Genomic DNA, 13,538 nt, shown 5'->3' on the forward strand with positions numbered 1-13,538 from the left:
TATTTCCTCCTTATGTATTACAATATCCTATATTTGTATAATTAAATATTATTACATTTTTTTGTACATTACTACAATATTTTATTATTATATCCTCAATTTCGCAATAATCGGATAATGATCTGACATTTTTTTTATAATAACCCGATAATTTATTGGAACAATATCTTCTGATACAAAAATATAATCTATTCTTTCTATACCTAATGAAAAGGTCAGTGTATTTGATTTATGTAATTTTTTAGCTACATCTACACAGTTACTATCAAGATTTATATCTGCTAGATTAAAATCGCCTGCAATAATATAAGGCTCATCACCAAGTCCATCTATAAATGCTTGCAATTCTTTTAATTGTTCTGCTTGCTCTTCTTTATTTGTTCCCATGTGAATATTAATTATGTTTACATTCTTTCCCTTAACCTTAATAACCGTATGTAACATACCCCTTTGTTCCTTTGAGCTACTCAGGTATACATGATTTTGACTAATTATTTTATATCTTGAATAAGTAACCAATCCATAATTGGAATTTAAATTTACTACATTTGCACCAAAGTGAGAGTTCATTCCCAGCTCTTCCTTTAGACTGCTCACTTGAAATCCTACCTTTGCAGATTCATTTACTTCTTGCAAGCAAATTATATCTGCATCACAATTTTTCAAGAAATCTATAATATCAAAAAGAGTTGGAAACATATCCTTATCTACTCCACTATGTATATTGTAACTTACAATTTTTATATCTGTATTTAAACTACCTTCATTTGTATTAACATTAAATACTACTGCGCTAGAAATTATAATTAGTATTAATAAAAAAAGTTTTTTTAATTTAATATTTCATCAACTCCTTTTGCATAACTTATTATATCTCCTTATCCAAAAATTAAAGACGCCAATAGCGCCTTTAACTTTAATGATTTTTCTTTGCAACCTTCTCTTTTATTATATAATTAATTACTTTTTTTCTTATATCTTCTGCAGAATCTTCTTCTACTATTTTTATATTTAGAAGTTTTGCTATTGATTTCATATCTTCTCTAGTTTTTGATTTATAACTTTCTATTAAATCTTTCTTTATTTTTTCAGGCTCTAACACATATTCTTGACTATTTCTTTTATAAAAAACATATTTTTTAGAGTATGACCCTCTATTGCTATAAATATGCTTTGAAACTTTTTTTAATATTTGATTATAAGAGCTTTTATGATTCACACTTACTCCCAAATAGTTGGCAAATTTTATTAACTCTTCCTTTGACTTAAATAGCCCTTGATTTCTAATAACTTTTGCTACTGAAACCATATTTTCTTGATATGCACCATGTTTTAATACTTTTAAATACGTTTTTTGAATATTTGAGTCTTTGCTTATTTTTTTTACATAATCATTTATGACTTTATCTATATTTCCCTCAAAGTATTTTTGTGCGCCTTTTTGAGATACATAATTTTCAAGTTCTTTGTGGGCCATATCAAGTATCATATCTTTCAAATCATCTTTATAATATCTAGATTCCATGATACCTCCCCCTTATTATCAACAATTTTATACTTACTTATTATATTCAAGTAATTTTAAATTGGTGAATTGGCTAAATATTTTCTATTTATGGTTTACTTAATTATATGATTTTTATTGAAAATTATTAAATTGTTTTAAATTTATGTATAAACTATTTTGTTTTGGTGAAACTAGTACTATAAAATCAAACATACTCAATCTCCCCCATTTAGGCTTCTATTTTCCCCCATAAATAGAAGCCTTTTTTACATAAAAGGTACCTTAAATAGTTAAGTAAATTTTAACTAAATAAGATACCTTCTTATTTTATAATTTATTTAATGTAAAATCCTGTAAGCTTCATATCTTTATTATAGCTTATAGTAAATTTAACATTTCTATTTTCAAATTTAGATATAATTACAACTGTAGCTTGATCCCCATTTCCTACTACTGCTTCTTTATCAAAAGAATCAAATTTCCCCAGATCTTTAGCCATAGGCCCCCAAACTTCCTTTATTTTTTCTGTTACTCCTGCATCTATGAATTCTTGGCCCGACATTTCTTTTATTTTGTTATATTCCTCATTGCATAACATCTGAATAACTTCTTCTGTAGTGGTCTTTAACTGCTCTTCATTAAAATCATCACTTAGTTTATTTGAAGAACATCCCCCTAACATTACACAACCTAAAGTTATCATTAAAAATAATCTTAATTTTTTCATTTTACTCCTCCATTTTAGTAAACTTCAATTTTGACTTATATATTAAATATAAAAATCCTAATCCCCAAATTAGTACATATATTTCAATACCTATCGTTGCCATATTAAATATTTGTGGTAAAATACCTATTCCTGCATCTATTATTCCATGAAGTATAATAGCAATAAATAAGTAAGAAGTTTTGTTTAGTCTTACTGAATATAATACAATTATTGAAAGGCCTACATGTACACTTAGTACAAACAACCTTTCCATTCCCATCATAAAAGCATTTGTTATACTCAAACCTGAAGCTTCAAGTAAATTATGGCTAAATAAAAGAATAACTGCGTTTATTCCTACTATAAATAATGCCTCTATGGCCCAATGCCCAAAACCAAAGCTAAGTCCATCATCATATTTTTGATTATTTTTCAGGAAATATTTAAATCCTATATATCGCCCTACTTCTTCAAAAATGCCTGCAGTCAATCCTAAAAAAATACTATATAAATAAGGATTTAAACTTAGTCTCATGTACCAAATTTGCTTTGGCAATACATAAGATAATAAGGGAAGTCTTAACATAATTTGAGATATAAAAAACACTAAAACACCTACTATAAAAGGTTTTAATTTTTGTTTTTTGTGAACCATATAGTAAATAAGCATTAATATTGGAGCCACAAACGAAATTGCAACACTTATTATTAAACCTATTTTAGTTCCTAATTCAATCACTTTATTCACTTCCTAATTATTAATTTGGAATTACGATATTAACTTTAAATTCACGTTCATCAAAATCTATCACTAAACTACCTTCATATTTTTCTAAGGTCTTTCTTATGTTTTCTAAGCCTAAGCCATCATGATTAACCTTTGTACTTTTAATTTTTTTATTTTTTATAATTGGTTTTTCTTTCATGGAATTTACTATATTTATAACTATAAAATCATTAAATTTATTCATATGAAATTTTATATAGCTGTTATCTTCCACTTGTTTTGCTACTTCTATAGAATTATCCAAAATGTTTGCAAATATTGTTGTAATATCAATTTCTCTTATAAAATCAAGATCTATCTCTCCTATTTTACAATCAAAATCTATGTTAGTGTTTTTTATAATTTGATATTTATCATTTAAGATAATATTTAATATTCTATTACTTGTGTAATACTTTTGATTTAATTCGTTTAACATTAAATGAATATCATTTGTATATTTCTTGGCCAAGTCTTCTTCCTTATTTTCATATAATCTTTCTATGGATTGTAAGTGATTTCTTACATCGTGAATTAGTTTTCGAGATTCTTTATATTTATTTTCCAAATTATCATAATACTTGTGTTGTAACTCACTTTGTTGATGATACAATTTAACTTCATTTTGCAAAGTATTATTCTTTGATACAGTATCAAAAATATGAGTTACATATATATTTAAAATCAATATTAAAACTACGCTTACAACTAGCAAAACACTTTCTACAAATCCAGCATATAGTTGTAATAAGTAAACTAGGGTCATTATATAAATTACGCTAAATAAAGGAATAACTAAAAAAGTAAAACTTTGAATTTTGCTTATAATTTTAGCTTCACGTCTATTTATGAAATTTGTAAAAAGTTTTATGTAAACATATTCTATAATTCTAATTAAAAATACTACGGTTATTTGTAAGTAAGCTAAATTTGAAAAATAAAATCCGCCATAAGATATTACAAAAGATATAAAAAAACTAACCAGTAAGTCTACAAATAAAAAACAAAGAGCAAATATACAATAATATAGTAAATAAAGTTTCGAATTATTATATAAAAAATGTCCTATTAGCAATATTCCACTTGAAAACATAATCATATTTACTAAAAAATTTCCTGATAAAGCACTAAATGATAAGACAATATTAAATAATACAAATGAAAATATATAACCTATCTTTTTTCTATATATATTTCTATCTACTTTTTTCATAAAATCAAAGCAAGCATAAACAATAAATACACTTCCTATGATTGGCAATATTAAATATGCAACTAAGTCAATATAACTATTAATCTCCACTACCCCCTTATCTATTTCCCAATATGATTACTAAGATAAATATTGAGAGCATTTCTAAACTCACTTGATTTTTTTTGAGATAAAGGTATTACACTTTCATTCATCATGTAAATATCATAACCTTTGATAGATTTCACATTATACAAATTTACTACAAAGCTTTTATGTGGCATTTCAAAACCAAAATCTTTCATTTTATCACTTATGGCTGAAATTTTATCTTTTATAATATAAGTCTTTTCACTTGTTCTCATAAGTATTTTTCTAGATACATATTCAAAATAATATATCTTCTTTACATCAATTCTTGCTAACCCATCTTCTGTAATAAAGTCTATCAAACATTCTTCATCTTCTTTCATATAAGATAAGGCTTCATCAAGTTGTTCATGAAGTTCTTTCTCCTTAATTGGTTTTATCAAATAGCCAAAAGCATGAACACTAAAAGCAGAAGATGTGTAGTCTGTATAATTTGTCACATAAATTATTTTTACTTTTTTATCGTAAGTCCTAATTTTTTTAGCTGTTTCTATGCCATTAATTCCACCCATATCTATGTCTAAAAATATAATGTCAAACTTTTCTTCACTTTCTAATAATTCTTCTCCACTTTTATATGAGTGTATTTGCAAATCTTTTATCTTATAATTTTCTATTATTTCTTTTGTATGATTAAGTATGATTAAATTGTCATCACAAATAGCTATTTTAATCATTAATAATTTCCTCTCCCCTTACTTATTTTCATTATATCTACTTAAGAAATATAATATCAATAACTCTGCTCAAGGTATAGTTTTTTATACATAAGTTACAGTTAAATTATTAATCAAAAACAAGCAAAGCTAGTAAGAAAGCTACTTAAAACTAAATTTCAAAATAAAATGAAGTTCTATGCAATATGAATAGAAGAGTAAATAGAGTTTATTTAAGCTAAAGAAAATACCTAGAGAATTTCTCTAGGTATTTTCTTCAATTAATTTTTATCATCTAAAAATTATTTATTAACATGCTATATATTTCAATCAATTATTTAGATTGGTTTTTTATATGTTGTGCCACTTTAACATCTTCTCTTTTTATGTGACTAATTATCCAATTACCAACTTTGCTATTGATTTCTCCTATCAAAGCAATATTTGAACCTTCTGCTAAAAGTTTTTTATGTATATTTTCAACTTGTTCTACAAAATGCTTATGATATTTTTTATGATTATTATAATCAGGGTAGTTATATTTCACTTGTAAAACCTCTTCATGAGCAAAATGTGTTTTTGTATAAGAAGATAAAAATTTCACTGTCTTTTCTAATTCAGCTCTACCCTTCCCCTTACTACAAGCCTCGAACAAATCATTAATTGCTTTTATTAATTCTTTATGCTCTTTATCAATTTGCATATTCCCTGTTAGTAAATCATCAGACCATTTATATGCCATTTTTCTTCCTCTCAATCTACAGTTATTTTGTCAAATGTTACCAAAATGATAGCATTATATTATAACAAAGTCAATTATAAAACAAAAAACTATTTTGGATATTGCCTAAAGACAAATACATCCAAAATAGTTTTCATAACAAGTTATTTTTATATAAACCTTTTTATATACTGAATTAATCAGATATTACTTTTATCCAACCTTGTGGAGCTTCTATTTTACCCATTTGTATTCCTGTTAATGTGTCATATAATTTTTTACAAATTGGCCCCATTTCACTTGTTCCATTTGAAAAGCATATTACTTCATCCTTATAAGTTACTTTTCCAACTGGTGATAATACTGCTGCAGTCCCACATAAAGCACATTCTGTAAACTCTTTTAATTCGTCTACATGTACTTCTCTTTCTTCAACTTCTAGTCCAAGGTATTCTTTTGCAACATGCATTAAAGAACGACGTGTTATTGATGGTAGTATAGTATCAGATTTTGGTGTAACTATCTTTTCATCCTTTGTTACAAATATAAAGTTTGCTCCACCTGTTTCTTCAACCTTTGTTCTTGTTGCAGCATCTAAGTACATATTTTCATCAAATCCATTTTCATGAGCAACTTGAAGTGCATGTAAACTCATAGCATAGTTAAGTCCTGCTTTTACATGACCTGTACCATGTGGTGCTGCTCTATCAAAATCACTTACACATATACTAAGTGGCTTAACTCCTCCTTTAAAGTATGGCCCAACAGGCGTTGTGAATACTCTGAATTGGAATTTAGTATCTGGTTTTACCCCTATTACTGACCCACTTCCAAATATATATGGTCTTATATATAATGTTCCTCCACTTCCAAATGGTGGTACAAAATCAATATTAGCCAACACAACTTGCTCTATAGCATTTAAGAATTTTTCTTGTGATATTGTTGGCATATACAGCCTTCTTGCTGAATCCGCTAAACGTTCAGCATTAAGGTCAGGTCTAAATATAACTACCTTTCCATCCTCTGTTCTATAAGCTTTTAAACCTTCAAAACAAGTTTGTGCATATTGTAAAACTCCTGCACATTCATTAATTATAACATTTGAATCTTCTGTTAAAATTCCTTCATCCCAAGTGCCATGCTCATAATTAGATACATATCTTTTAGCAGTTTGTCTATAATCAAACCCTAAGTTTTTCCAATCTAGATTTATATTTTCCATGTTACCCCTCCTAAATCTATTTTTAAGTTTCTTTATATTATAATACATCAAACTTCGTAATACAATTTAATAGATTTTTAAAAACACAAAAAGGAATATTTATATAAATATTCCTTTTTGTTAAATATAACTTATTTTATTTGTATTAATTTATTTTTATCTCAAATTTATTCTACACTTATTAAGTTAAAACCTAAATCTTCTATTAATGCTTTAACTTTCTCAATATCTACATTATCATCCATATCAACAATAGCATACTTTCCATCTAAATTAACTTCTAAGACTTCTACCCCCTCAATGTCTTCTGTTAGAACATCTTTTAAATTTGCCACACAGTGGCTACATCTCATTCCTTCAATAGATAACTTTCTTCTCATGTAGTTATTCCTCCTGTTAATTAGTTTATTTACTCATTTGTAAGTTTGAAATTCCTTTATAAATATCAAAATCATTAGGATGAATAGTTCCTTCAAGTCTCTTATTAGATACTACAAAGTTATCTAATATTCCTAAAGATATAAATGAAGCTTTTTCAGCCACATATTTTTGTATTTGGTCATATATTTTTTTAGTTTCATCCTCTGATTTAGAATTTCCTAAAGATTTAATATAAGTTGGTAATTCCTTATCTTTTATATTAAACGCTTCCAATATATCTCTAGTATCTGGAATACTTGATAAAGAGTATCCCACTACTGCTAAATCATAGTCTTTAGAATCGATAGCTTGAGTTAAATCTTTTTCGTTTAATTCTTTTACCACACTTTTAATTCCTATTGAAGCTAAATTTTGCCTTATTATATTTGCAACCTTTATTCTTTCACCATTACTGTCAGATACTACTATATTTAATTCTACTTGATTTAATACTTCTTTCATTTCTTTTTTTGAAAGCTGTGAGTTAGGTGAAGTCCCTGTAGAATTATCCTCTATTATACCTTGTAAGTTTTGTGAATTTTGTTTACTTGACTCAGCTTGTTTTTGTGATTCTAAAGATTCATTTACTGATTTAAGTCCCTCAGTTAAATATTCTATGGCCTTTTCTTTATTAAATGCTAAGTTATTAATGTTTTTATTATAATATTTACTAGTTGTATTAAGAGGGAAATATGATAAAGTTGCATTTCCTATATAAGCTTCTTTTAAAAGTTTCTCTCTATCTATGGCAGATATTATGGCTTTTCTAAAACTCACATTGTTTAGAAATTCATTATTGTAATTAAATATAACCATTTCGTAGTCTCTACCTTCGTAGTTAGTAACATTAAACTCTTTATTTTTCTCAAACTTACTTAGTTCTGATAAATCTATACTTGCAATATCACTATCTAGTGCAAGTACCATCTCTGTTTGTGATTCCTTATCCGGAACTAATTTTACAAATATTTCTTTTCTATTTTCCGGTAAATCACTAAAATATTCTTCATTTCTTTCAAGTATAATATATTTTCTGTCCACATAGTCTTTGATTTTATAAGGTCCATTTCCTAGAAGGTTGTATTTATACTGGCTTATCTCATCAGTTTTTAAGTTACCTAATCTTTCCTTTGAAATAATAGGGAAAGTTAACTTGTCTATAGCAAAAGGATCATTTTCTTTCAAATTAATAGTAAAGTTCTTACTATCACTTATATTTATAGATTCAATATTTTTTACTAAGTCTACATAAGGGCTATCATTAGTTTTTTTGATTAAATCAACAGTGAAGCTAACATCACTAGAAGTTACTTCCTTGTTATTGTGCCAAGTAGCATCAGAATTCAATTTAATATTTATACTTTTCCCATCTGAAGACTTTGTATATTTTTCAACTAACCTTTGCTCCACATTGTAATTTTCATCAATTTCAAATAAACCATCGTAAATCAAATTCATTATATATCCTACTGATTTATCTTTATTTAGTATTGGATTTATAGTAGTTGGAAATAACATTGTCAAATGAATGTAATTAGATTCTTGAATATTTAATTCATTTATCTCGTCATTATTATCTTTATTTTCTTTTTCTTTAGCACATCCTACAGTTCCCAGAACTATGGTTAAAACTATTGCTAGAAGTTTTATTATTTTTTTTTTCATTAGTTCCTTCCTTCCTTGCTGTATAACATCTTATATTGCTCATAATTCTTCTTTACTTTAATTACATATTTATCAGTCTCAGAAAAAGGTATAGTATGTAAGTTTTCTCCGTCCTCACTATACTCTTCATCTGATAACCATTTTCTCACATTTCCAGAACCACCATTATATGCTGCAACGACTAAGTCAGTTTTTCCAAATTCTTTATATAAGGTGTTAAGATACCAACAACCTATTCTTATGTTAGTTTCCGGATCATACACATCTATATCATCATTTAATTCTAATTCTTCTATTGCCCAGTCTCTTGTAATATCTGCAATTTGCATCAAACCTTTTGCACCTCTACGTGATAGTGCTTCTTCATTAAATTTACTTTCTGCTTTTATAATACTATAAACTAAATTTTCATCTAGATTATATTCCTCTGCATATTTTTGTACATATACAGAGTACTTCCTTGGGTAGAGTAATGTTTTTATTCTGCCCCCTTCTAAATAAATTGCTCCGCCTAAGATTATAATAACAGATAAGATTATAATACTCTTCTTATACACGCCAATTCTCCTTTATATAATTCAAAAATATAAAAGCCTTTTTCTTCAACTCGTCAATTGTACCTGAATTATCTATTATATAATCTGCATATTTTACTTTATTTTCTTGACTCATTTGAGATTTTATTCTACTAAGCGCTTCCTCAGTAGAACAATTATCTCTAATTTTTATTCTTTCAATTTGTATATCCTCACTACAAGTTACTACTAATATTTTATCAACGAAGTTTAAATAATCTGACTCAACAAGTAATGCAGCATCTAATATTACTATTTTTTTGTTTTGCTTTCTATACCTATCGATCTGATTACTTACACTTTGTCTTATTACTGGATGAGTTAATTTATTAAGTTGAATTAGTTTTTCATCATCATTAAAAACTATTCTTCCTAAAGCCTTTCTATTTAAAGAACCATCCTGATTTTTTATATCAAATCCGAAAGTATCATATACTTTCTTAAGTAATTTTTCATCATCATAAATTTGTCGTGCAATAACATCTGCATCAACTATATCTATATTTTCCTCACTAAATATTGCAGACAAACTACTTTTTCCACAGCCAATATTCCCAGTTAATCCTAAAATAAGCATATCTTCACCTACTTAGTTTCATACCATGAATCTCCAACATTTAAATCCACATCTAGATGTACTTGTAAATTAACTGCTGATTCCATTTCTTCTTTTACTATTTTGCATACTTTGTCTATTTCTTCTTCCACTGCCTCAACTATAAGTTCATCGTGTACTTGTAATATTAATTTTGATTTAAGTTGTTCATCTTTTAATCTATTATATACATTTACCATAGCTATTTTTATAATATCAGCTGCACTTCCTTGGATAGGAGCATTCATGGCAAATCTTTCACCTTGTTTTCTCACCATAAAATTACTTGAGTTTATTTCTGGTATATATCTTCTTCTATTAAATTCAGTTAATACATAACCTTTTTCCTTTGCTTGTTCAATAACTTTATCCATAAAATTCTTTATGCTAGAATAATTTGCAAAATAGCTCTCTATATAAGCCTTAGCTTTTGCCACAGGTATATTTAAATCTTGTGATAAACCAAAATCTGTTTTACCGTAAACTATACCAAAGTTTATAGCTTTAGCTTCACTTCTTTGTGTAGAGTTAACTTCATTTACATCTACATCAAATATTTGTGATGCTGTTTTTGAGTGAATATCTATATGATTTTGGAATGCCTCTATCATATGCTCATCACTACTCATATGAGCTAATACTCTAAGTTCTACTTGAGAGTAATCTGCATCTACTAGTTTTGAGTTTTCATCAGCAATAAATACTTTTCTTATTTCTCTACCCATTTCTGTTTTAACAGGTATATTTTGTAAATTCGGCTCCGTAGATGATATTCTTCCTGTAGTTGTTATTGTTTGATTAAATGAAGAATGAATTCTACCACTTATTGGATTGATTATGTTGCTCAATCCTTCCACATATGTTGAGTTTAACTTAACTATTTGTCTATATTCAGTAATTTTATCTATTATCTCATGTTTGTCCCTAAGTTTTTCTAATACATCTGCATTTGTAGAGTATCCTGTTTTAGTTTTCTTAATTACTGGTAATTCTAGCTTTTCAAATAATATAACTCCCAATTGTTTTGGTGAATTTATATTAAATTTTTCTCCAGCAAGTGAGAATATTTCTTCTTCTAGGTTTGCAATTATGTTTTTAAACTTATCTCCAAGCTCTCTTAATTGATTTTTGTCAACTGCAACACCATAGTATTCCATAGATCCTAATACTTCTACCAATGACATTTCCACGTCATAGAATAAGTATTCCATTTCCATATCTTTAAATGTTTTCTCCATAATTGGATATACATTATAGACTATATTTATCATTTCTCCAAAGTATGTACTTAATTCTTCCATATCTAAGTCTTGGAATTTCTTAGCTTTAGCACCTTTTCCTAAGATTTCTTCTTCGGATTTTACTTTTTTAGTTAAATACTTCATTGCTATATCACTACATTCATAAGAAGTAGATGATTTTGAATCTATTAAATATTCTCCTATGGCTATATCAAAGAAAATATTATTCATTTCCATATTATATGGTTTGAAAGCTAAATAATCATCTTTCAAATTGTAACCTATTTTCTTGATTTCCTCATTGGAAATTATATCTTTTATTAATTCTAATTCTTCGCCATTTAAGTAATATATATCATTTCCATTTGAACTTACAAATACATATAGTATGTTCTTATCTAATATATTACCTGCTTTTTTTACAGTTTTTATAAATAACTTATTAGTTTTTTCAAGCTCTTTTTTAAATTCTTCCAAATTGTCTAAATGATTAATATTTAGCTCTATCTTTTCTTCAACAGCAGATTCTTCACTTCCACCGTCCATAGATAGCACTTGTTTTATTAATGTATTAAACCCAAATTTTTTGAACTCTTCTATTACTGTATTTTTATCATAATCTCCAAAAGATAGTTCATCTAAGCTTACTTCAATAGGTACATCTCTTATAATTGTAGCAAGTTTTTTACTAAATACAGCTTGTTCTTTATTTTCTTCTATTTTTTGCTTAACACTTCCTTTTAACTTGTCAGTGTTTTCTATTAAATTTTCAACAGAAGAAAACTCTTTTATAAGTTTTATACCTGTTTTTTCTCCTATACCTGGAACACCTGGTATATTATCTGATTTATCTCCCATTAATCCTTTTAGGTCTATAAATTGTGTAGGAGTCATTTCATATCTTTCTATAACTGAATCATAGTTGTATTCTTCCACTTCTCCTACACCTTTTTTAGTAATTAATGTAGTTGTTTTGTTTGATGCAAGTTGTATAGCATCTTTATCTCCTGTAACTATGTATACTTTAAAGTCGTTATCTTCTCCCATTTTTGAAACTGTACCAATTAAATCATCTGCCTCATATCCTGACATTTCCATTCTATGAATATTAAAGGTGTCTAATAATTCTTTTAGAGGCTCTAATTGTTGACCAAGTTCATCTGGCATTTTCTTTCTTCCTGCTTTATAGTCGGCAAATTCCTTATGTCTAAATGTTGGCGCTTTTTTATCAAAGGCAACGCTTATGTGAGTTGGTTTATAATCATCTATTATTTTAAATAACATTCTAGTAAAACCATATATGGCATTAGTTTTTAATCCTTCACTGTTGCTCATGTCTGGTAATGCATAAAATGCTCTATTTATTATCGAGTTTCCATCTATAATTATTAATCTTTTGTCCAAGTTTATCACTCCTATATTTTTCAATATTATATATTTATATATCTTATTATATACCCATATATTATTATTTAATAATACCACAATAATCAAATTATATTAAGGTGTTTAATAAGAAAATCACCTTATCTTCATAATAAGCAATCCTATATATTTCATATGCTCTATTATATATACGTTACTTTTTTAAATATCTTAAAACATTTTTATTATAATTAAATATTTCTTTAGGCTTGATTTTAATTTAAGTCTTTGTTATAATTTAGTAATAATATGCCGGATTGGTGGAATGGCAGACGCGACGGACTCAAAATCCGTTGGTAGCAATACCGTGTGGGTTCGAGTCCCACATCCGGCACCAATTAAAAAGTAGTTACTGAATTTTTTAGTAACTACTTTTTTTATTTCTAATTTACCTCTGCTTACACTTCCTAATCTACTTGTTTTGAATTAAATTTACAAATGCTTGATGAACTCCTGTACTTGCTAGGCCTGAAAACATACCACCTAATATTACATCTGCTGTTACACTCTTATTTATCCATATGTTCAATATACAACCTGTTACTGCCATTATTAATGGTATGTACTTATTTGGTATAAAGTTTAAGCTATTTTTTATTATATAACCTAAACACAGACATATACCAACTATTACTAAAACTAAGTAATCATTTAAAAATCCTAAGTCCATAGTATTCCCTCCTTAAATTTT

General features: G+C 27.0%; 14 protein-coding genes and 1 tRNA gene. 1 reads left to right on the forward strand and 14 read right to left on the reverse strand.

Annotated features, from left to right (window positions below; translation table 11 throughout):
* Window positions 1-87: 87 nt before the first annotated feature.
* The 13 genes from TVTCOM_RS16160 to polA all read right to left on the reverse strand — a co-directional run bounded on the left by TVTCOM_RS16160 (window position 88) and on the right by polA (window position 12,826).
* Window positions 88-699, reverse strand: coding sequence for an endonuclease/exonuclease/phosphatase family protein (locus TVTCOM_RS16160; RefSeq protein ID WP_434797287.1), 612 nt, complete (start codon window positions 697-699; stop codon window positions 88-90).
* A gap of 217 nt (window positions 700-916) precedes the next feature.
* The gene (locus TVTCOM_RS16165) at window positions 917-1,525 is read right to left on the reverse strand and encodes a hypothetical protein (RefSeq protein ID WP_434797288.1); all 609 of its coding nucleotides are present in this window, start codon (window positions 1,523-1,525) and stop codon (window positions 917-919) included.
* 316 nt (window positions 1,526-1,841) lie between these two features.
* Complete coding sequence (locus TVTCOM_RS16170; RefSeq protein WP_434797289.1) at window positions 1,842-2,234, reverse strand: DUF3887 domain-containing protein; 393 nt, start codon at window positions 2,232-2,234, stop codon at window positions 1,842-1,844.
* A gap of 1 nt (window position 2,235) precedes the next feature.
* Complete coding sequence (locus tag TVTCOM_RS16175) at window positions 2,236-2,955, reverse strand: YhfC family intramembrane metalloprotease (RefSeq protein WP_434797290.1); 720 nt, start codon at window positions 2,953-2,955, stop codon at window positions 2,236-2,238.
* Between the two features lie 19 nt (window positions 2,956-2,974).
* Complete coding sequence (locus TVTCOM_RS16180; protein WP_434797291.1) at window positions 2,975-4,285, reverse strand: sensor histidine kinase; 1,311 nt, start codon at window positions 4,283-4,285, stop codon at window positions 2,975-2,977.
* 11 nt (window positions 4,286-4,296) lie between these two features.
* Window positions 4,297-5,001, reverse strand: coding sequence for a LytR/AlgR family response regulator transcription factor (locus tag TVTCOM_RS16185; protein WP_434797292.1), 705 nt, complete (start codon window positions 4,999-5,001; stop codon window positions 4,297-4,299).
* Between the two features lie 313 nt (window positions 5,002-5,314).
* Entirely contained in the window at window positions 5,315-5,722 is a 408-nt protein-coding gene (locus tag TVTCOM_RS16190) for a bacteriohemerythrin (RefSeq protein ID WP_434797293.1), read from the reverse strand.
* A gap of 175 nt (window positions 5,723-5,897) precedes the next feature.
* A complete protein-coding gene (locus tag TVTCOM_RS16195; RefSeq protein WP_434797294.1) occupies window positions 5,898-6,926 on the reverse strand; it encodes a branched-chain amino acid aminotransferase in 1,029 nt (342 codons plus the stop codon).
* Between the two features lie 167 nt (window positions 6,927-7,093).
* Window positions 7,094-7,306, reverse strand: a complete 213-nt coding sequence (locus TVTCOM_RS16200; RefSeq protein WP_434797295.1) for a heavy-metal-associated domain-containing protein — start codon at window positions 7,304-7,306, stop codon at window positions 7,094-7,096.
* Between the two features lie 25 nt (window positions 7,307-7,331).
* A complete protein-coding gene (locus TVTCOM_RS16205) occupies window positions 7,332-9,011 on the reverse strand; it encodes an ABC transporter substrate-binding protein (RefSeq protein ID WP_434797296.1) in 1,680 nt (559 codons plus the stop codon).
* On the reverse strand, window positions 9,011-9,568 hold the full coding sequence (locus tag TVTCOM_RS16210; RefSeq protein WP_434797297.1) for a lytic transglycosylase domain-containing protein: 558 nt from the start codon (window positions 9,566-9,568) through the stop codon (window positions 9,011-9,013). Before TVTCOM_RS16210 ends, TVTCOM_RS16205 begins: the two co-directional genes overlap by 1 nt.
* On the reverse strand, window positions 9,561-10,163 hold the full coding sequence (coaE, locus tag TVTCOM_RS16215) for a dephospho-CoA kinase (protein WP_434797298.1): 603 nt from the start codon (window positions 10,161-10,163) through the stop codon (window positions 9,561-9,563). Before coaE ends, TVTCOM_RS16210 begins: the two co-directional genes overlap by 8 nt.
* A gap of 8 nt (window positions 10,164-10,171) precedes the next feature.
* Window positions 10,172-12,826, reverse strand: coding sequence for a DNA polymerase I (polA, locus tag TVTCOM_RS16220; protein WP_434797299.1), 2,655 nt, complete (start codon window positions 12,824-12,826; stop codon window positions 10,172-10,174).
* Between the two features lie 272 nt (window positions 12,827-13,098).
* Between polA and TVTCOM_RS16225 the strand changes: the two genes are divergently transcribed.
* A tRNA-Leu gene (locus tag TVTCOM_RS16225) sits at window positions 13,099-13,184 on the forward strand.
* 75 nt (window positions 13,185-13,259) lie between these two features.
* Here TVTCOM_RS16225 and TVTCOM_RS16230 read toward each other — a convergent pair.
* Window positions 13,260-13,517, reverse strand: coding sequence for a phage holin family protein (locus TVTCOM_RS16230; RefSeq protein ID WP_434797300.1), 258 nt, complete (start codon window positions 13,515-13,517; stop codon window positions 13,260-13,262).
* Between the last annotated feature and the right edge of the window lie 21 nt (window positions 13,518-13,538).

Source organism: Terrisporobacter vanillatitrophus, from assembly GCF_051148895.1.
In the GTDB taxonomy this organism is placed as follows: domain Bacteria; phylum Bacillota; class Clostridia; order Peptostreptococcales; family Peptostreptococcaceae; genus Terrisporobacter; species Terrisporobacter vanillatitrophus.